This is a genomic window from Noviherbaspirillum sp. L7-7A, from assembly GCF_019052805.1.
Classification (GTDB): domain Bacteria; phylum Pseudomonadota; class Gammaproteobacteria; order Burkholderiales; family Burkholderiaceae_D; genus Noviherbaspirillum_A.
This window is the reverse complement of the sequence record NZ_JAHQRJ010000001.1, coordinates 3807326-3826666: the sequence shown is the minus strand read 5'-3', so window position 1 is coordinate 3826666 and position 19341 is coordinate 3807326. Positions and strand designations below refer to the sequence as shown.

Below are 19341 nucleotides of genomic sequence, written 5' to 3'. Positions count from 1 at the left end.
TAAGTGACGTTCTAGTAATTTTGCCACCCACCTTTCCAGGGTAGGTGGCAATGTAGTTACTAACCGACCTGAATATCGCCGTTGTTAAACGCGGTGCTCGCAGACCCGGCTACAGGATGATTATCCAGTACGGCGAAAAGGGTACGGCCGCTTGTCGTGTTGCCTCCATCGGCATCGTAAAACAAATTGCCTGTCTGGCTGTCGTATATTATATGGACGCCGGCCGCAAACGTGCTGGTAGCTCCTGTTCCATTAGTTACTGCCGCGTATTCGCTAGCATTAAGCGTTCCACTCGTAGTAGACAGATTAGTAAATACCGATCTCGACAAAAAGATGCTATCAATCGCGTTTGACTCAAAATCGCTAATATGATCGACATTGGAGGAAGCATTAAGCGTGGTATTGAAGACGAAGGTGTCGCTGCCGTCTCCACCGATTAACAAATCGTTGCCGGCACCTCCTTCTAGCCGGTCCTGCCCATCTTGACCATATAAAGTGTCATTACCCCCGCCGCCATAAAGGATGTCAATATTGCTGCCATTGCCACCGGCGAGCCCATAAAGAATGTCATCTCCTGCCGCTATGGGATCATTTGCCCCTGATGCAGAGGGCAAGACGTCACCACTCCCACTAGTAGAGCCAGTGATAATGTTCAATGTTTCTTGTATTGACAACCCATGAGCATCGGTTGAACGTATTTGGAGTGTGTAAGTCGTGCTAGCACGCAGACCATCACTTATGAGCGTTGACCCATTTAAATTGAACTGAGTACCATTGTTCGAAACGGTGGTAGCTAATGTTCCTGCTCCATTGATATCAAACGCATAGCTGAATGTGTCACCGGCATCAGGATCGACTGTGGATAACGACGCGATGGTCTGGCTGGCCCCCGGTAATGTATTGCCACTCGGCGGTGCTGCGGCGGTAAAGATTATGTCGGTAGGAGCACTGTTATTGACTGGCTCATCAGTGCCGGTGACCGTCACCAATACATTTTGATTGACTACGCTGGTATGTCCATCGTCAATATTTATGCCATACGTGATAGACAATGTTTGGCCAGCGCTTAAGAAGTCAAACGCTTTGTCTTGTGCACTATAGTGCCAGTCGACCGCTCCCGTGCCCGAATTAGTACTATCCGACATACTTAGTGAAAGCGTGCTTGCGCTTGTTAGCGCTGCAATCTGGCCAGCGCTGAGCGTTCCGCCGGACCAAACAAACACTGGAACTGCTTGGTTCACCGAGTGACTATCAATCAGATCCAAGTCCGCGAAGCCAATTCTTCCTCCTACGTTGTCCGAAACTGTTGAACCTGTCTGCGCCGCCAGTTCCACGATAGAGCCGGTCGCAGTTGTGGCGCTAGCAACAACAGTTGGCGCATCGTTGGTGCCACTAATCGTAATCTTCACTGTGCTGGACGACTCGGCGTTCTGGTCATCCTTCATGGTGTAGTTCAGCGTGACCACTTCAGTCGCACCAGCGGCCAGGTGGTCGAATGCCGTGCCCGGGTTGAACACCAGCTTGCCGTCGACGACGCTGGCGCTACCCTTGCCGGTCGGTGCTGTGCCCGACACCAGAGTGAACACGTGGCCGTCATCGGCATCCGTGTCGTTGGCCAGCACATCGATGGCCAGCGTCTGGTTTTCCGTACCGGCTGCCGTATCGGCCACAGCGACCGGACCATCGTTGGTACCCGTAATCGTGACCGTCACCGTGCTGGACGACTCGGCGTTCTGGTCGTCCTTCATGGTGTAGTTCAGCGTGACCACTTCAGTCGCACCAGCGGCCAGGTGGTCGAATGCCGTGCCCGGGTTGAACACCAGCTTGCCGTCGACGACGCTGGCGCTACCCTTGCCGGTCGGTGCTGTGCCCGACACCAGAGTGAAGGCATGGCCGTCATCGGCATCCGTGTCGTTGGCCAGCACATCGATGGCCAGCGTCTGGTTTTCCGTACCGGCTGCCGTATCGGCCACAGCGACCGGGCCGTCATTGGTGCCCGTAATCGTCACCGTCACCGTGCTGGACGACTCGGCGTTCTGGTCATCCTTCATGGTGTAGTTCAGCGTGACCACTTCAGTCGCACCAGCGGCCAGGTGGTCGAATGCCGTGCCCGGGTTGAACACCAGCTTGCCGTCGACGACGCTGGCGCTACCCTTGCCGGTCGGAGCGCTGCCTGACAGCAGCGTAAAGCTGTGGTTGTCATCGGCATCAGTATCGTTGGCCAGCACATCAATGCTCAGCGTAGCGTTTTCCGTACCGGCTGCCGTATCGGCCACAGCGACCGGGCCGTCATTGGTGCCCGTAATCGTCACCGTCACCGTGCTGGACGACTCGGCGTTCTGGTCGTCCTTCATGGTGTAGTTCAGCGTGACCACTTCAGTCGCACCAGCGGCCAGGTGGTCGAATGCCGTACCCGGGTTGAACACCAGCTTGCCGTCTGCGACAGCAACCGTACCTTTGCCGGTCGGCGCAGCGCCCGACACCAGCGTGAACACGTGGCCGTCGTCGGCATCCGTGTCGTTGGCCAGCACATCAATGCTCAGCGTAGCGTTTTCCGTACCGGCTGCCGTATCGGCCACAGCGACCGGGCCGTCATTGGTGCCCGTAATCGTCACCGTCACCGTGCTGGACGACTCGGCGTTCTGGTCGTCCTTCATGGTGTAGTTCAGCGTGACCACTTCAGTCGCACCAGCGGCCAGGTGGTCGAATGCCGTGCCCGGGTTGAACACCAGCTTGCCGTCGACGACGCTGGCGCTACCCTTGCCGGTCGGTGCTGTGCCCGACACCAGAGTGAAGGCATGGCCGTCGTCGGCATCCGTGTCGTTGGCCAGCACATCGATGGCCAGCGTCTGGTTTTCCGTACCGGCTGCCGTATCGGCCACAGCGACCGGACCATCGTTGGTACCCGTAATCGTCACCGTCACCGTGCTGGACGACTCGGCGTTCTGGTCGTCCTTCATGGTGTAGTTCAGCGTGACCACTTCAGTCGCACCAGCGGCCAGGTGGTCGAATGCCGTACCCGGGTTGAACACCAGCTTGCCGTCTGCGACAGCAACCGTACCTTTGCCGGTCGGCGCAGCGCCCGACACCAGCGTGAACACGTGGCCGTCATCGGCATCGGTATCATTGGCCAGCACATCAATGCTCAGCGTAGCGTTTTCCGTACCGGCTGCCGTATCGGCCACAGCGACCGGGCCGTCATTGGTGCCCGTAATCGTCACCGTCACCGTGCTGGACGACTCGGCGTTCTGGTCGTCCTTCATGGTGTAGTTCAGCGTGACCACTTCAGTCGCACCAGCGGCCAGGTGGTCGAATGCCGTACCCGGGTTGAACACCAGCTTGCCGTCTGCGACAGCAACCGTACCTTTGCCGGTCGGAGCGCTGCCTGACAGCAGCGTAAAGCTGTGGTTGTCATCGGCATCAGTATCGTTGGCCAGCACATCAATGCTCAGCGTAGCGTTTTCCGTACCGGCTGCCGTATCGGCCACAGCGACCGGACCGTCATTGGTGCCCGTAATCGTCACCGTCACCGTGCTGGACGACTCGGCATTCTGGTCGTCCTTCATAACGTAGCTGATGGTGACCGTCTCGGTAGCGCCTGCCTTAAGGTGGTCGAAATCACTGCCTGGCGTAAAGACCAGCTGGTTGTTCACGATAGTAGCCGCGCCCTTGCCCTGCGGTGCAGTCACCGATACCAAGGTGAATACATGGCCGTCGTCCTTGTCGGTATCATTGGCCAGCACATCAATGCTCAGTTTTTGGTTTTCCGTGCCAGAAGCAATGTCTGCCACAGCAACCGGAGCATCATTGGTGCCGGTAATCGTGATCCTTACCGTGCTGGTCGATTCAGCGCCTTGGTCGTCCTTCATTAGGTAGCTGACGGTCACCGTCTCAGTGGCGCCTGCCTTGAGGTGGTCAAAGTCCGTACCGGGGTTAAATACCAGTTGGTTGTTCACTACGGTAGCTACGCCCTTGTTTTGCGGAGCTACACCAGACATCAAGGTGAACACATGACCGTTGTCCTTGTCGGTATCGTTGGCCAGCACATCGATGGTCAGGGTTTGGTTCTCGGTACCGGCCGCCGTATCCGCCACTGCAACCGGACCATCATTAGTACCAGTGATAGTTATTTTCGCAGTTGCCCAGCTCAAAGTGCCGTTGCCCAAGCGGATAGCGTAAGTGAAGCTGTCGTTAAAAACCGCTCCTGCCCCGAGTGCCTGGATCTTGTCCTGGATTAGCGTAGTGTCATACGCAACCTTCCCATCCTCTATCCATATCGTTGCACCGCCGGCGCTCCTTTCCGTGCTAAGCGCGCCGATGACCGTGTCTTTGGTGAGCAAGTCACCTTGCAGATCGCCGTTATCGAGCGAGTAGAGCGTCTTTGCGTTTCCGCCAAGGTCGTTCGCCATCACATCCAGGGTAAAGATGACTTTTTGGTCTTCAATAAACGTGAACTGGTCAGCCGTTGCTTGCGGGGTATTGGAAAACGAAACGTTGATTCCTGGAGTTGATGTAGTGTCGGCCATTGTTATCTCTTTGATATTTAATATGTTCGTGTCGTTTAGCTCGGCCATCAGCCAGGCAGTTTTGTTAATGCTTCGAACTTGCGTTCCAATCTGTTTTCCGGGTAGGACAAACCCTTACATGCCAGTTCACACATTCCTACAAGCTTCGACGATAATAAAGAGCAACCCATGTCCACACAATCTTGTTATGTCCCCCTATTAATAGGATGAAATGCCTCTTTTATCTCCGCGCAACTAGTTGATTTGTACTGTTTTTTGCTAAATTCTAGTTTTTCGTGCCTTCTTTCAGAAAGGCGACAGACAGAATTAAAGGTAATCTTGAGATATTTAAGGAAGTTGATTTCTTGACGACATCGGTGCTGCCCCAACGGGGAAGGCTTTCAGTTTCCGGCAGGTGCTCAGCTGCGGCAGCCTATTCAGTGCGCAGTGAGACTTCCCTTAAAAAATTAAATCCGTCGAGCGTCCAGATTTAACGTTCTTAGTGTTTTAAGCCCGGCGTCAAATTAAAGCGTTGAATCATCCAAGTTTGAGGTCGCCGCTAGCTGCAGTTTCTTGATGTGTGTTGGACTTATGCTTCAATTCAACGCCAGCAAATCGCGGCATTTTCTTATTTAAAAGCAAGTCATGTATGAAACAAACCTCTGTTTTCTTAGGCGAAAGGAACACATTCTTGTTGACAAAGGAAGTTTCAATATTTCAACAATCTGTGAAGAAATATAATTTTTAGAACGTTTGCTATCCGCGCTAATTTTCCAGTGGTAAGATCGTCGCAGGCTACTAGCAGTAATCCCAATTTGAATAAAGGTTTGTTAAATCTGTTAGCGCTCTGACGCTCACTTGTTGCATGGAGTGGCGCAATCCGCTGACCTGTTTGCAATGCCATAGCTGTGTAACCCAAGCATGTTCAAGAACAAGAACGACAGTAATGGCCGATTAGGGCTGGACTTTTCGGATGGGTCCATGGTGACCCATATCAGGTTGCTGCTCGCAGTCTCCGCCCTGCTTACCATTTTTACCGAGTCGGCACCCGAACCGGACCACTTGGACTGGGCCGTATTCATTGGCTACACGCTGCACACCACTGCGCTGTTCGTGCTTTCCCTGCTGCACAAGCCAATTGCACGCAGCAAGCTGATCCATTGGCTGGACGCCTGCTGGTACACCATGATGGTTGTCTCCACCGGCGGTAGCCAAAGCCTGTTTTTTCTGTTCTTCTTCTTTGCCATCCTGACTGCATCGTTCCGCTGGGGCTTTGAGGAAGGCGCGCGGGTGACCGTGGCGTCTACCCTGCTCTTCTTTGCGGCATGCGGCCTTGAGAAAACCGTCGATGTGCCTTCCATCCTGCTGCTGCGCGCCACCTTCCTGCTGGCGCTGGGCTACATGATTTCCCGCTGGGGCCAGTCTGAGCTGACATCGCGACGGAGGCTCGCGCTGCTGCGCGATGTTAGCCGGTTGTCCAACCCGCGTTTCGGCGTGGACCATACTGTGACGTCGGTCATGCGCAAGACCTTGGAATTCTTTAGCGCCGACAGTTGCGTGCTGGTGGTGCGCACTGAGGACAAGGTCGAATGCCAGTACCGCGCCGTCAAGGGCGATACACCCGCCGAAATAACGCGCGCACAGCAGGTGGATGCGCAGGCCATGGCCCCGCTGCTGAATTTTGCGCGCGACCAGGCTGTGGTGTATTGCTCCCCTACCTCGCCCAGAGCCGCCTTCCTGGCCGACTGGCGTGTGTATGACAGCGCCAGCAACCAGTGGATTAAAGGCGCCGGCGACGAAGGGCACAGCGTTGCCGAAATGCTAAACAGCAGGACTTTCATCGCTGCGCCAGTTCCGCTGCGACACGGTGAAGGCCGCATTTATGCGCTGTCCGGGAAGCGTGATTTTAGAAAGGCTGACGCATTATTTCTGGGTCATATCGCTGCGCAAGCCTTTCCTGTGATTGAGAACATTGAACTGCTGGACCGCATTGCCTCCGAGGCTGCGTCTCAGGAGCGCAAGAAAATAGCGTATGACCTGCATGATGCAGTCATACAGCCGTACATCGGCCTGAAGATTGCCTTGCATGCGATGAGCCGTAAGGCAAAACCGGACAATCCGCTGGCAGAAGACCTGCAAAAGATCAGCGACATGGCTGCCCAGGTGATTCAGGATTTGCGCCGCTATGCCGGCGGCTTCAGCGATACTGTCGTCTTAGGTGAGTCTGTATTCCTGGCAAGCCTGCACCGACAGGCTGAGCAGGTGCGCAAGTTCTATGGCATCGATATAACCGTCAGCGTTGATGACGAGATCGCCATCAGCGACCGGCTAGCGGCGGAGGTTTACCACGTCGTGAGCGAGGGCCTTGCCAACATCCGCAAGCATACCAGCGCCCGCCGAGGCGCAATCTGGGTGAGCTGCGCAGAAGGCTGGCTCAAAATCCGTATAGAGAACGAGGGCGATGAAACGCATCCGGCTGACTTCACGCCGCGGTCAATTTCCCACCGTGCTGCCGCGCTTGGCGGACGCGCTAGGGTGCTTACCGCAAATGGCGGCCGTACCGCGGTGCATATCGAGATACCAGTGTGATGCTGGTGTGGCACAACAATAGAATCGAACAGGAATAGAACGCATGCAGGAAACAATAAAAATTATGCTGGTCGACGACCACCAAACCATGTTGTGGGGGCTGGAACAGCTGATACGCGGCGAAGCGCCTCGCATGGAGGTGATAGGCACCGCGCGCAACAGCGAAGACGCACTGAGCTCAGCTCAGCGCTTGGCGCCGGACCTGATCCTGTTGGACGTCGACCTCGGTGGCAGTTGTTCGGTCGACATTCTCCCCGGCCTGCTGGCTAATGGTGTCTCCAAGGTGCTGCTGCTGACCGGCAGCAGCGACCAGGAAATCCTGGACTTGGCCATCAAGCGCGGCGCGCGCGGCATTCTGCACAAGAAGGCAGCGACCGCTGATGTACTCAAAGCAATTGAAAAGGTTCACTGCGGCGAATTGTGGCTGGACAATGTTTCATTGGGGCGGGTGCTTGGCAATTTCATGAATCCCGTTGTCGCCCCCAAACCTGACCCGGATGCGCACCGGCGCGCCAGCCTAACCAGCAAGGAACGCAAGGTAATCCAGGCGGTGGTGGAAGGCAATGGCGCGCTGAACAAGGTCATTGCGGAACGGCTGTTCATCTCGGAGTACACTCTGAGGAATCATTTGACATCCATTTATCAGAAGCTGCAGGTGGCGAACCGGCTGGAGCTGTATGTGTATGCGGTGAAGCATGGGCTAGGGGTGGAGCAGGTTTCCGATCCGAGTAAAAAGAGCGCATGAGCTCTTGCGCTTAGTTCTATTTCAAATTTATTCGCCTCTGAGCGCACTCCGCGCTCCCCCGCATTTCCTGAATAAGCGTCGAGCGCCTGCACCCTGCAAGGCTTTCTTGCTCTCTTCTCACCAGGAAACAGGATTCCTCTCCTCTCAGCCCTAGTACAAATCTCCCCCGTTTATACACAAATAAAGGTTGCGGAGTCCTACAAGGATTGGTCGTTTTGTAAGAAGTCGTCTTACTTTCCCATCCGTATAGTTTGCACATCAGCCGGCGGAACGAAGTTGTTTAAGCACCCCGGGACAAAGTGCCAAGGGAGAGACAAATGCAATCGACGACGTCTGAAGTTTACAGCCTGAAACAGTTCTTCCTCGAGGAAGACGGCATGTCGTTTATTGAATGTGCTCTCGTGGCCTCGCTTGTTGCTGTGGTGGGTGGCATCGCGATACTTGCCTTCGGAAAGCTCTGAATCGGACTATGAACGACTTCATTAAGTTGAAGTATTACGGGACCTGAGACTAGGTAGACAGCATGCAGGAATTTAAATCATTTCTCGAACTACTGGGAATGCTGGCGACAGACACGCGAAGCATGGTCTTGCTGTTGTTGCTGACAATCGCTGCTGTTATTGATTACCGGACTTTCCGCATTCCTAATTGGCTTACGTTTTCAGGCATGGTGTTTGGGCTGGGGTATAGCCTGCTGAATCCAGGTACGACGAGCCATGGAGTTCTATGGTCACTGACTGGGCTTGGTTTCGGATTTGCGGTGATGTTGCCCATGTATATGTTGAGGGTGATGGGTGCCGGCGATGTAAAGCTGATGGCAATGGCAGGCAGCCTCCTGGGTCTGGAAGCGACTTTTTACGCTGTGTTATGCACCTTCATCGTAGGTGGCGTCGCTTCAATAGGATTCGCTGCCACACATCGGGTGCTTGGCAAGATGCTCGCCAACATCCGTGACATTGCCCGCCTTGCCGCCATGTCGATCGCCGGCGGTATGCGCCCCGACATTCGCGTCCATGCTGCTCAGTCGGTAGGCAGGCTGCCTTATGGCGTGAGCATCGCTATCGGCACCTCGGGCTTTGTATTGGCACGGCACTTTGGCTACCTGTAATCAACGAACAGCAAGCGGACCAAGCGGAGACTTTTATGAAAAACATCAAGGCATTAGCACTGTTGCTCCTCGCCGCGGCAATCGGGCTGGCAGCAGCATTCTATGCGGCCGCCTGGACTTCCCAACGGGCAAATATCGCGTCAAACAAAGTGGTCGTCGCTGCTGTCGACGTAGGACCAGGCAGCAAGCTTACCGCCCAGATGCTTTCTACGGTTGACTGGCCCAGCGGTTCCTTGCCCAGCGGGGCGATACAGGACCTTAAGGCTCTCGAAGACCGGGTCGTTAAGGTTGGCGTGGTTCGCGGCGAAGCACTACTAGAAGGAAAGCTGGCACCTGTTGGCACACAAGGCGGGTTGTCTGCAGTAATTGCGGAAGGCAAACGCGCCATGACAGTACGCGTTAATGACGTTGTAGGTGTAGCCGGCTTTGCGCTGCCAGGAAACTATGTCGACGTGATGGTCAATGCCCAGCGCTCCAAAGATGGCAATGGTGGAGACGACCAGAAAATCAGCAAGACAGTGCTTGAGCATGTGCTTGTACTGGCTGTCGCTCAAGAGGCAAGCCGTGACGATACCAAACCGAAGGTGGTTAGCGCAGTGACGCTCGAGTTATCGCTGGAAGACTCTGAAAAGCTGGACTTGGCGCGCAGCATCGGGACGCTGTCCCTTGTATTGCGCAACCAGGTCGACACCAAAACCGTGTCCACTGCTGGAATTACAAAACAACAGCTATTTAACGATGAAGCACCGGCTCCCGTAAAGATCCCCGCCAGCATCAAGCCAGTCGTGAGTCCCAAGCCGCCACGTCCCAAGTCGACAAGTGCATTGACCAACTGCGTGGAAATAATTCAGAACAACGCCGCGGTATACAACTGTTTCTGAAAACAAGAAAAAGGGAGCAGCAAACGTGCGAACCAAATATACCAATATCGCCATCACAGTTGTAATGACATTCGGGGCTCATGCCGGCGCAGCAACAGGCGCATCGGCCAGTTCCGCAACAACCCAAAACACCGACGTTGGCCCGAACACGGCCATGAACTCCCGCCTCAAGCCATGTACGTCCGTCGTTGTTGATCAGGCTACCAATGTCACATTGGGCAAGTCGACAGTCGTCAGGTTGGAAGCCCCGGTTATTCGCATGATGGTCGGCGGCCAAGGCTCCAGTCGGGTAGGGCGTTCTGCCCAGCCCGTTCCGCAAATTTCGCCCCAAGCGCCTGTATCACCGCAAGCGACAGCGATGGGACTAGCCCCCACGCCGGCCGCCGGTTCGGCAGGAAGCGCAACAGACGGCGTATCTGATGTCGACATTACACTGCTAAGCCCGACGGAATTATTTGTACTCGGACGCAAGGCCGGTGCAATGAATGTCATCCTGCAGAGCGCCAACGGACAGTGCCATATCAAGGACATCATTGTCACCATCGATCCGAATGCCATCCGTGCGAAACTGATGGAACTCATGCCCGAAGAAACGGGCATCCAGGTGCGGGGTGCTGAAAATGCCATTGTACTAAGTGGAACGATTACTGATTCGGTCAAGCTTGACCAGGTAATGAGCCTGACGACTTCCTATGGCGACGGCAGGAAGGTGGTTAACCTGCTCCGCGTCGGTGCACCTCAACAGGTTATGCTGGAGGTAAAAATAGCCGAGGTAAGCAAGACGCTGCTTGACCGGGTCGGCTCTTCCTTAGGCGTCAGTCGCAGCAGTAACGGCGGCGCGAATTCCTATTCGCTTCTGTCGAGCTTTCTCTCCGGGGGAGGCGCCGTCCTGGAAGCCCTGAAGATAGGCAGGACTGCTGTGACTCTCGACGGCCAGAAAGATGACGGCCTAGTTCGCGTTCTTGCCGAGCCAAACATTATGGCTATCAGCGGCCAGCAGGCAAGCTTTCTCTCTGGCGGCAAAATTTTCATTCCTGTAGCGCAAAGCAATAATCTCGGCACGCCAACGATTACGTTGCAGGAAAAAGAGTTTGGTATTGGCGTGAAATTTACGCCCACTGTGCTTAACGGCGACCGGGTGAATCTGAAAATGGTGTCCGAGGTGTCGGACCTCTCACAAACAGGGTCGCCTTTTACCACCGTAAGCGGTGTTACATCGGTCTTGCCATCCCTCACCGTCCGGCGTGCTGATACTACGGTGCAGCTCAACGACGGCCAAAGTTTCGTGATCGCTGGCCTGATAAAAAACAACGTCACCGAAACAATCAAACGCTTTCCCGGCCTGGGTGAAATTCCGGTAGTGGGTGCCTTAGCGCGAAGCTCGGAATTCCAAAACGATCAAAGTGAGTTGCTATTCGTTGTCACGCCGCGCTTGGTAAAGCCCCTGTCTGAGTCTCCGCGCCTGCCGACTGACAACCATGTCATACCTACACGTGGCGAGGTGTACCTCAACGGTAGCTTGGAAAGCGCCATACCGGCTCAGCTCACCCCCGTCAATCACAACCAATAAGAGGGAAAGCCATGTTCAAGCTTGGAATCGCACTTGTCGCAAGTATGTTGGCCGGATGCGCAACTGTCACACCAAACTATGACGCTCACTTCGGCGATGCAGTGCGGCAAGCAAAGTTAAAAATGATCATTAATCCCAATGCAGGAAAAAGATCTGATGACGTAGCTGGTCTGGACGGCAAGGCAGCGAAGGAAGCAATGAGTTTGTACCAAGGAACGTTTACTTCTCCTCCACCGGCGGTAAACGTCATCAATATCGGTGGGGCTATCGGAAGTGGAAGATGATAAAAATAATAAAAAGAGTGCAATTTAGAAGAGCACTTTGTTAGAAAGCAACATTAGATTAACATTTCAACCTGAATAGAAAGGAAATCAATGAACATTACTTTAGATTCCATTAAAGAGTATTCGAAATCTTTCTTCAAAGAAGAAGAAGGTGCCCAAGTTATCGAATACGCCCTGATCATTGCAGTTGTATCCATTGCGCTGGTAATCGGCCTTAGGGGACTCAACGGACAGTTCGGCGCATTTATTACTAAAGTCGGTACCTGCCTCACCACCGGCAGTTCGTGCACTTCCTAATAGCTTAGTCATCCCTGGCTGAAAGGTTTGCAATGAATAATACTTTGACTTCTATAAAAACCTATTCAAAGTGCTTTTTCAGAGAGGAAGAAGGCGCCCAAGTTATTGAATATGCATTGATTATTGCAGTCGTATCCATTGCATTAGTAATAGGGCTTAGAGGACTCAACGGAAATTTCGACACATTTATTACTAAAGTCGGAACGTGCCTGACCACAGGAAGTTCTTGCACCTCTTAGTATTTTTCAAAACCGAAAGGAAATCAATGAACATTACTTTAGATTCCATTAAAGAGTATTCGAAATCTTTCTTCAAAGAAGAAGAAGGTGCCCAAGTTATCGAATACGCCCTGATCATTGCAGTTGTATCCATTGCGCTGGTAATCGGCCTTAGGGGACTCAACGGACAATTTGGCGCATTTATTACTAAAGTCGGTACCTGCCTCACCACCGGCAGCTCGTGCACCTCGTAACTTAATTTCTTCATCACGGGCATTTTTAAAAATAGGCCCGTGATGAAACGAAATCTAGCAACGCTGCTCTTTCAAGATTTACAAGTATCAAGAATTGAAAATCAAAGTAGTAAATGATTTTTGACTTTTGTACAGGCAAAAATTCATTAAAGAGTATTTCCATGAAGAAAATAACTGAACAGGGTCGCCAAGACGGAACAATCCTCATCACAGTTGCTCTCAGCTTGTTATTCTTGCTCGGTTTTATGGGGATTTCCTTAGACTTTGGACGGCTATTTATTATTAAAACCGAGCTGCAAACAGCAATGGATAGTTGCGCTCTTGCAGCCGCACAAGAACTAGATGGTGCCAGCGATTCGCTAGAGCGTGCGACGAAAGCGGCATCCACTGCGGGAAATCTTAACAAAGTTGGTTTTCAAGGTAGTCCAGCAGCAATTGTTGATAATGATATTTCGTTTAGCGAAACCCTGACAGGAACATACAGCCGTACTCTTCCGGCAAGCACCGTGAAATACGCAAAATGCAGCCATACAAAATCCGGCATCACTCCTTGGTTATTACAGTTCATGGGGTTATTCACCGGAGATAACAGCTATGGAAACAATCGAAACGTGTTTGCCCACGCAGTAGCTACTCGCGCATCAGCCCAAAGTAGCTGTGCTATTCCGGTACAAATTAATCCCAAGGGAACAGGCACGAATTTCGGCTTTGCACCCGGCGAGTGGATCCCTTCCCTTTATGACGAAAACTCGAGCGGCACTTCTGATACAGCCGCTGGCCATTTTGGCTGGGCTAACCTCAACGGCAGTTCAAGCGCTTCGGATACCGTATCCCAATTACTAGGGAGCGGCGTATGCGACTTGCGAGTCAATGATGTGTCAACTCCAGGCGCAAAAGTCGGTGCAAGGACGGCGTGGAATACCCGTTTTGGACTTTACAAAAATGGTAGTGGCAACCCGAATATCAACAACGCGCCGCCAGACTTAACAGGTTACTCCTATTACCTTAATAACTGGCCAACCAAGGCAAATGCCTCGTCCGATTTTCTGGCGAAACGGGCATCCAACCGATCTTATGGCGACACAGTTGACAGTGTGAACGAAGGTGATTCTCTTACCGGATTGAATATGAAAGGAAGTTATAGGGACAGCGAAATGGGCACTTATGCAGCGGGAACAAATTCCCTTGCAACCCATGGGCAAAATAGACGTTTGGCCTTGGCCCCCGTAGTCAGCAGCGGAAAAATCATTGCCTTTGCCTGTATTCTGCTGCTGCATCCAATTGACGGACCGAATGTCACAGTCTATTTGGAATATATAGGTAATGCATCGGCCCTGAATAGCCCATGCAGCACTTCAGGTCTCGCAGGCGGCACAGGCGGGTCACTGGTACCTACGCTTGTTCAGTAAAAGGGGCACTCATGAGAAAGAAGCAAGACGGTGTCGCGTTGATAGAGTTTGCATTGGTTTTACCATTGCTATTGGTGCTGACATTAATTACCACAGAGCTTGGCCGCGCCCTTTACCAATACAACACCTTGACCAAATCAGTAAGAGATGCTGTGCGGTATCTCTCAGTCCAATATCCTGGAATCAATACTGACAAAGCAAAAAACCTAGTTGTTTATGGCAGCCTTTCCAATACTGGCTCCCCATTGGCTTTCGGTTTGAGTACAAATCAAGTAAAAGATCCTACATGGCAGACGGCCGGCACAAGTCCGGTCATTAATACCGTCACGATCAAAATTGCGGGCTGTGGCAACTCGGCACCGCCGTGCTACAAATTCGTCCCACTACTAAGTAGTGTTTTTGGGGTCAATTTTGGCAATGTAAATTTTTCAGATATAAGCGCAACGATGCGGAGTCCATCATGAAAAATCAGGTCGGTGCCACTATAGTTGAATTTGCGCTGGTCCTTATGACGTTCCTGACCGTTTTCCTCGGCATTATTGATTTCGCACGCATGCTCTGGACTTGGAATGCAGCAAACGAGGCGACACGCTGGGGAGCGAGGGCATCCGTTGTATGCGACAGGGGATCAGAGATCGCACTGAAAAACATGAAGAATTATTTGCCTCAATTAACTGCAGCTAACGTCAAAATCGACTGGTACGACGGGGCAGGTGCCATTAGCACAACCTGTAACTCTACGAACTGTGCAGGAGTTAAGGTTCAAATTCAAAACTTGGACTATCAGTGGATTTCCCCTATTGGATTCAGTCTACGTGCGGCCATGCCGATGCCAGCTTTCTCAACCTATCTTCCTAGAGAAGTCATGGGCCAAGATCCCAACAGCGCCGCGGTTTGCTCTTAACTTCCAGAAAATTGAATATGAAAATCGCAGCTATCTCACCGAACAAAGACCATTTGCAACAACTCCGCACGGTGTTGGAGGCTATGTCTCATACGGTCGTAACGGTTGAAGGCGGCAAGACGAAAATGCGAACTGTTGCCGAACAGGAGATGCCTGACCTGATGATTGTAGAAGGCATGTGCTGTGACCCAGCGGAACTGGATCAGATAGAGCATCTGACCACGCAGCATCCAAGCATTGCAGTAGTCCTCCTTTGCGCTATCAACACCCCCGAATTTTTGATTAGCTCAATGCGAGCCGGAGTGCGCGAAGTGCTTCCCTCACCGGCAAGCGCAGAAGCATTGGAAGGGGCAGTAAACCGCATATTTTCAAAGCGAGCGAAAGTACGAAACAACACATCAGGAAAGATATTGGCGTTCATGCCTTGCAAAGGCGGTAGCGGCGCAACTTTCCTGGCCTCAAATTTTGGCTATCAACTGGCAGAGTCGAAGACAGTATTGCTAGTTGATTTAAACCTTCAATTCGGCGACGCACTCTCGTTTGTGCATGACCGTGCGCCAGCAGTGACTATCGCAGACCTTGCTCATGACATCAGTCGCCTAGATGCTTCCTTCTTGGCAGCAAGCGCAGTCAAAGCAGCTCCCAATTTAAGCATTCTAGCAGCCCCTGAAGACCCGGCGACGGCAATGGAAATCAAACCCGAGCATGTTGAGGCTATCCTGAAGCTGGCAGTGACTCAATACGATTATGTGTTGGTTGACGTGCCTCGAATTATCGATCCTGTCTCCATCAAGGCACTAGACCGTGCAGAACGCATCTTTCCGGTTCTACAAGCTGGTTTGCCGCACCTCAGAAACGCCCGTAAATTGCTCAAGGTGTTTAATGCGCTCGGTTATCCGGCTGAAAAAATCGAGTTAATCGCCAATCGCTTTGAAAAAAAGGGAGAGATTGGCTTGGACGATATGCGGCGCACACTCGGCCCTTACGTCCTGCACACGATGCCAAACTCCTTCAAAGAAGTAAGTATGTCTATCAACCACGGCAATCCTATTCTGCAACTTGCGCGGTCGAATATGGTGTCAAGGCAGCTGGCGGAACTCGCATTGTCCTTAAGCCCGAAACAGGAAGAAAGCCGCAGTGTGTTTGGGCGTCTTTTCCGGCGCACATGACAGACTATTTATTTATTAAAAAACGATTCAGCGGATAAAGGGTGTTGGCATGTCATTTCGGGAAAAACTGAACGCGGTTCAATCTATGCCTGTGGCCCACGAGCAAAGCCAAGGACCGAGTGAATCTTATAAGCAAATCAAAGCGGATATTCATCTAAAATTGCTTGACAAATTCGACTTAACTGTCCTAGAAAGCTTGGCGCCGGAAAAGTTGCGGCAGGAAATCGGCACAATGGTTGAACGTTTGTTACTCGAAGAGCAAGCGGCGGTTAATGATATCGAACGACGTATGCTCATACGCGACATTCAGCATGAAATGCTCGGATTTGGCCCATTAGAACTCCTAATGGCGGATCCAACCGTCTCAGATATCCTAGTTAATTCGTACAACAAGATCTATGTTGAGCGCAAAGGAAAGCTTGAGCTGACAAATGTCAGCTTTACTGACGATCAGCATTTGCTGCGGATTCTTGACAAGATCGTTTCGCTGGTGGGACGGCGTATCGACGAATCAAGCCCGATGGTGGATGCCAGATTGCCGGATGGCTCGCGTGTAAATGCTGTCATTCCTCCTATTGCTCTGGATGGACCGATGATGTCAATTCGACGGTTTGCGCATATCCCGCTGAGAATGGAAAACTTGATCCATGACTTGAAATCACTTACGCCGGAAATGGGGGTTTTACTAGAAGGCTTAGCCCGCGCCAAAGTAAACATGATTATTTCCGGTGGCACTGGCGCTGGCAAAACTACGCTGCTTAATATCCTATCCGGCTATATCCCTGCGTCAGAGCGTGTCGTCACTATCGAAGACGCGGCTGAACTGCAGATGCAGCAGCCTCACGTAGTAAGGTTGGAAACCCGCCCAGCCAATATCGAAGGCAAAGGAGAGGTTACTGCACGAGCGCTGGTCCGCAATGCCCTGCGGATGCGGCCCGACCGGATTGTAATCGGCGAAGTGCGCGGCGCGGAAGCGGTTGACATGCTGCAGGCGATGAATACCGGACACGAGGGATCACTAACAACTATCCATGCGAATACGCCGCGTGACGCGGTGTCGCGGTTGGAAAACATGATAGGCATGGCAAACCTGAATTTGCCCAACAAAGCAATGCGACAGCAAATCGCGTCCGCTATTACTGTCGTCATTCAAGGACTGCGCCTGATCGATGGCAAGCGCAAGATCACCAGCATCCAGGAAATTACTGGGATGGAAGGCGATGTCATCACAATGCAAGAAATTTTTGCCTACCGGCAAACAGGAGTAGACAACAATGGCAACATCGTCGGCTATTTTCACGCAACCGGTGTAAGGCCTAAGTTTGCAGACAGGCTGCAAGCATTTGGGGTTACTTTGCCCGACTCGATGTTTGACCCCAGCAAACGTTACTCGTAAAGAGGAGAGAAAAATGCTCAAGCCCGATGGCAGCAACGCTTTTCTCATTCTTTCAGTATTGGTCTTCATCGCGGTCCTGCTGGCACTTGAAGGCTTGTACCTGGTGTGGAAATCTTATAGAGGCCCGGAGGCCAGAAAGATACAACAGCGCCTGGATGCACTCTCAGCTTCCTCTGGGAGTGAAAGAGACAACAAGCTTCTCAAGGATCAGAAGTTCAGTGATGTCCCTAGCATTGAACGCTTGCTTCTAAAATTTCCAATATCTCATGATCTGCAAGGCCTTATTCACCAAGCGGGCCTAAAATGGACCGTTTCAAAACTGCTCTTGTCATCCATTGCGGTCGGCTTCTGCAGCTACATGATAATAAATATTCTCGTGCATCAAACAGCGCTATGGGCGGGCATGACCAGCATACTAGCGGCCACGCTGCCTTGGTTCTACGTCAAGCGAAAGCGCGCCCTGCGGTTACGTAAAATCGAGAACCAATTACCTGATGCGCTGGACCTTCTGGTGAGGGCGTTACGCTCTGGCCACGCATTCTCATCTGGCCTCCAAATGCTAGGTGAGGAAATGGCGGAGCCGATTGCGGGAGAGTTTCGCATCGTGCATGAAGAGGTGAACTTCGGCGTGTCCTTACAGCAGGCATTGATGAACCTTGGTAATCGTGTGCCTATCACAGACCTGAGGTATTTCATCGTCGCGGTGCTAATACAGCGGGAATCCGGCGGCAACCTGACTGAAGTGCTCTCCAATCTAAGCCGGCTCATTAGAGAAAGGTTGAAACTATTGGGCAGGGTCAGGGTGCTCTCTTCGGAAGGAAGATTGTCAGCATGGATATTAGCCATCATGCCATTTGCATTGGCAGGCCTGATGAGTTTAATGAATCCGGACTTCATGGCGCCGTTATGGAACGATCCTCTTGGCGCAACTTTCATTAAAGCCCTACTGTCGCTGATGGGAATTGGGATTTTGGTTTTGATAAAAATTATAAAGATCCGCGTGTAAAAAAAGGAAACATAACATGCTCATTATCCCTCTGCTTGTTTTCTTTTCGATCACGTTAGGCTTAGTCGGCGTGTATCTTTGGCTTGCTCCTAATAGAACTAGGCAAAGGCTTCAGGAATTTGCCGAGCCTGCTGAGAAAAGCGTATGGTCAACTACGGTGATTGGGATTATCGGGCCGTTTGCGCGACTGTCGACACCTACCGGTGACTGGGAATCCTCACCGTTGCGCGTGAAATTCATCCAAGCTGGTATACGACACCCGGACGCTGGTTATGTGTTCTTTGGCGCAAAAACTCTGTTGCCATTGATCCTTGCTGTTCTAATGTATTTATTTGCCAGATTAAACAACCAAACGGATCAAACGACATTTTTATTTGAAATTGCTCTTGCTGCACTTATTGGCTGTTACCTTCCAAATCTGTATCTGTCTATAAAGTTAAAGAACCGTCAACGGGAAATCTTCGAAAATTTTCCAGACGCGACTGACCTGATGCTGGTCTGCGTCGAAGCAGGGTTAGGACTAGACTCCGGCTTGACTCGGGTAGCAGAGGAAATAAAGATTAAAAGTCTCGCCCTGGCGGAAGAGCTTCATCTTACTAATCTTGAAATCCGTGCTGGGTCAACACGTGAGAAGGCATTACGGAACTTGGCAACACGTACAGGAGTTGAAGAAATCAGTACGTTTGCTACTATGTTGACGCAGGCAGATAAGTTCGGTACGAGCATCGGTGAATCGTTAAGAGTTTTTTCAGACGATTTACGCCATAAAAGGCAAATCCGGGCAGAGGAGTTAGCAGCAAAGATACCGACAAAAATGCTGTTTCCATTGGTCGTTTTTATATTTCCATCTGTGGTGATGGTGATTCTTGGTCCGGCGATTATTCATATCATCCGCAACGTTCTACCCATGATCGGTGGCGGGGGCTAATCGAAAGCAAGACAATTCAACCTTCGTGACACATATTATCAACAGCGGCATAACTGCGCCGGCGCTAAATTCGTTCGA

Annotated in this window: 18 protein-coding genes; 17 read left to right on the top strand and 1 reads right to left on the bottom strand. The window is 51.9% G+C overall.

From position 1 onward, the window contains the following. Window positions 1–59 precede the first annotated feature (59 nt). Window positions 60–4526 carry an Ig-like domain-containing protein gene (locus tag KTQ42_RS17465; protein WP_217346620.1) on the bottom strand — a complete coding sequence of 1489 codons (4467 nt, stop codon included), beginning with the start codon at window positions 4524–4526 and terminating at the stop codon, window positions 60–62. A 960-nt stretch (window positions 4527–5486) separates the two neighbouring features. On the opposite strand from KTQ42_RS17465, the gene KTQ42_RS17460 reads away from it, so the two are divergent. The 17 genes from KTQ42_RS17460 to KTQ42_RS17380 all read left to right on the top strand — a co-directional run bounded on the left by KTQ42_RS17460 (window position 5487) and on the right by KTQ42_RS17380 (window position 19263). Then, entirely contained in the window at window positions 5487–7094 is a 1608-nt protein-coding gene (locus tag KTQ42_RS17460; protein ID WP_217346619.1) for a histidine kinase, read from the top strand. Between the two features lie 43 nt (window positions 7095–7137). Continuing rightward, window positions 7138–7839, top strand: coding sequence for a response regulator transcription factor (locus KTQ42_RS17455; protein ID WP_217346618.1), 702 nt, complete (start codon window positions 7138–7140; stop codon window positions 7837–7839). A gap of 317 nt (window positions 7840–8156) precedes the next feature. Beyond that, complete coding sequence (locus KTQ42_RS17450; RefSeq protein WP_217346617.1) at window positions 8157–8300, top strand: hypothetical protein; 144 nt, start codon at window positions 8157–8159, stop codon at window positions 8298–8300. Window positions 8301–8362: 62 nt separating this feature from the next. Then, a complete protein-coding gene (locus KTQ42_RS17445) occupies window positions 8363–8947 on the top strand; it encodes an A24 family peptidase (protein WP_217346616.1) in 585 nt (194 codons plus the stop codon). A gap of 35 nt (window positions 8948–8982) precedes the next feature. Then, window positions 8983–9828, top strand: coding sequence for a Flp pilus assembly protein CpaB (gene cpaB, locus KTQ42_RS17440; protein ID WP_217346615.1), 846 nt, complete (start codon window positions 8983–8985; stop codon window positions 9826–9828). Between the two features lie 25 nt (window positions 9829–9853). After that, window positions 9854–11398 (top strand): type II and III secretion system protein family protein, encoded by a 1545-nt coding sequence (locus KTQ42_RS17435; RefSeq protein ID WP_349292159.1) that lies wholly within the window; start codon window positions 9854–9856, stop codon window positions 11396–11398. Between the two features lie 11 nt (window positions 11399–11409). Further along, on the top strand, window positions 11410–11682 hold the full coding sequence (locus tag KTQ42_RS17430; protein ID WP_217346614.1) for a hypothetical protein: 273 nt from the start codon (window positions 11410–11412) through the stop codon (window positions 11680–11682). 90 nt (window positions 11683–11772) lie between these two features. Continuing rightward, window positions 11773–11979: a Flp family type IVb pilin gene (locus KTQ42_RS17425; protein WP_217346612.1), complete on the top strand. Its 207-nt coding sequence runs from the start codon at window positions 11773–11775 to the stop codon at window positions 11977–11979. A gap of 32 nt (window positions 11980–12011) precedes the next feature. After that, window positions 12012–12218 carry a Flp family type IVb pilin gene (locus tag KTQ42_RS17420; protein WP_217346613.1) on the top strand — a complete coding sequence of 69 codons (207 nt, stop codon included), beginning with the start codon at window positions 12012–12014 and terminating at the stop codon, window positions 12216–12218. A gap of 26 nt (window positions 12219–12244) precedes the next feature. Next, window positions 12245–12451: a Flp family type IVb pilin gene (locus KTQ42_RS17415; RefSeq protein WP_217346612.1), complete on the top strand. Its 207-nt coding sequence runs from the start codon at window positions 12245–12247 to the stop codon at window positions 12449–12451. A gap of 113 nt (window positions 12452–12564) precedes the next feature. Beyond that, a complete protein-coding gene (locus KTQ42_RS17410; protein WP_249222805.1) occupies window positions 12565–13860 on the top strand; it encodes a Tad domain-containing protein in 1296 nt (431 codons plus the stop codon). 11 nt (window positions 13861–13871) lie between these two features. Beyond that, window positions 13872–14324, top strand: a complete 453-nt coding sequence (locus KTQ42_RS17405) for a TadE/TadG family type IV pilus assembly protein (RefSeq protein ID WP_217346611.1) — start codon at window positions 13872–13874, stop codon at window positions 14322–14324. Then, window positions 14321–14764 carry a TadE/TadG family type IV pilus assembly protein gene (locus KTQ42_RS17400; RefSeq protein ID WP_217346610.1) on the top strand — a complete coding sequence of 148 codons (444 nt, stop codon included), beginning with the start codon at window positions 14321–14323 and terminating at the stop codon, window positions 14762–14764. Before KTQ42_RS17405 ends, KTQ42_RS17400 begins: the two co-directional genes overlap by 4 nt. 17 nt (window positions 14765–14781) lie before the next feature. Beyond that, window positions 14782–15933: an AAA family ATPase gene (locus KTQ42_RS17395; protein ID WP_217346609.1), complete on the top strand. Its 1152-nt coding sequence runs from the start codon at window positions 14782–14784 to the stop codon at window positions 15931–15933. Between the two features lie 49 nt (window positions 15934–15982). Further along, on the top strand, window positions 15983–17329 hold the full coding sequence (locus tag KTQ42_RS17390) for a CpaF family protein (RefSeq protein WP_217346608.1): 1347 nt from the start codon (window positions 15983–15985) through the stop codon (window positions 17327–17329). A 13-nt stretch (window positions 17330–17342) separates the two neighbouring features. Beyond that, entirely contained in the window at window positions 17343–18335 is a 993-nt protein-coding gene (locus KTQ42_RS17385) for a type II secretion system F family protein (protein WP_217346607.1), read from the top strand. Window positions 18336–18351: 16 nt separating this feature from the next. Next, window positions 18352–19263, top strand: coding sequence for a type II secretion system F family protein (locus KTQ42_RS17380; protein WP_217346606.1), 912 nt, complete (start codon window positions 18352–18354; stop codon window positions 19261–19263). The last annotated feature ends 78 nt before the right edge of the window (window positions 19264–19341 follow it).

Bases quoted from the DNA above. Each gene is read 5' to 3' on its own strand.
- KTQ42_RS17415 (WP_217346612.1), top strand. From the start codon at position 12,245: ATGAACATTACTTTAGATTCCATTAAAGAGTATTCGAAATCTTTCTTC.
- KTQ42_RS17420 (WP_217346613.1), top strand. From the start codon at position 12,012: ATGAATAATACTTTGACTTCTATAAAAACCTATTCAAAGTGCTTTTTC.
- KTQ42_RS17385 (WP_217346607.1), top strand. From the start codon at position 17,343: ATGCTCAAGCCCGATGGCAGCAACGCTTTTCTCATTCTTTCAGTATTG.
- KTQ42_RS17445 (WP_217346616.1), top strand. From the start codon at position 8,363: ATGCAGGAATTTAAATCATTTCTCGAACTACTGGGAATGCTGGCGACA.
- KTQ42_RS17455 (WP_217346618.1), top strand. From the start codon at position 7,138: ATGCAGGAAACAATAAAAATTATGCTGGTCGACGACCACCAAACCATG.
- KTQ42_RS17430 (WP_217346614.1), top strand. From the start codon at position 11,410: ATGTTCAAGCTTGGAATCGCACTTGTCGCAAGTATGTTGGCCGGATGC.
- KTQ42_RS17460 (WP_217346619.1), top strand. From the start codon at position 5,487: ATGGTGACCCATATCAGGTTGCTGCTCGCAGTCTCCGCCCTGCTTACC.
- KTQ42_RS17400 (WP_217346610.1), top strand. From the start codon at position 14,321: ATGAAAAATCAGGTCGGTGCCACTATAGTTGAATTTGCGCTGGTCCTT.
- cpaB (WP_217346615.1), top strand. From the start codon at position 8,983: ATGAAAAACATCAAGGCATTAGCACTGTTGCTCCTCGCCGCGGCAATC.
- KTQ42_RS17450 (WP_217346617.1), top strand. From the start codon at position 8,157: ATGCAATCGACGACGTCTGAAGTTTACAGCCTGAAACAGTTCTTCCTC.
- KTQ42_RS17380 (WP_217346606.1), top strand. From the start codon at position 18,352: ATGCTCATTATCCCTCTGCTTGTTTTCTTTTCGATCACGTTAGGCTTA.
- KTQ42_RS17410 (WP_249222805.1), top strand. From the start codon at position 12,565: ATGATTTTTGACTTTTGTACAGGCAAAAATTCATTAAAGAGTATTTCC.
- KTQ42_RS17405 (WP_217346611.1), top strand. From the start codon at position 13,872: ATGAGAAAGAAGCAAGACGGTGTCGCGTTGATAGAGTTTGCATTGGTT.
- KTQ42_RS17390 (WP_217346608.1), top strand. From the start codon at position 15,983: ATGTCATTTCGGGAAAAACTGAACGCGGTTCAATCTATGCCTGTGGCC.
- KTQ42_RS17425 (WP_217346612.1), top strand. From the start codon at position 11,773: ATGAACATTACTTTAGATTCCATTAAAGAGTATTCGAAATCTTTCTTC.
- KTQ42_RS17465 (WP_217346620.1), bottom strand. From the start codon at position 4,526: ATGGCCGACACTACATCAACTCCAGGAATCAACGTTTCGTTTTCCAAT.
- KTQ42_RS17395 (WP_217346609.1), top strand. From the start codon at position 14,782: ATGAAAATCGCAGCTATCTCACCGAACAAAGACCATTTGCAACAACTC.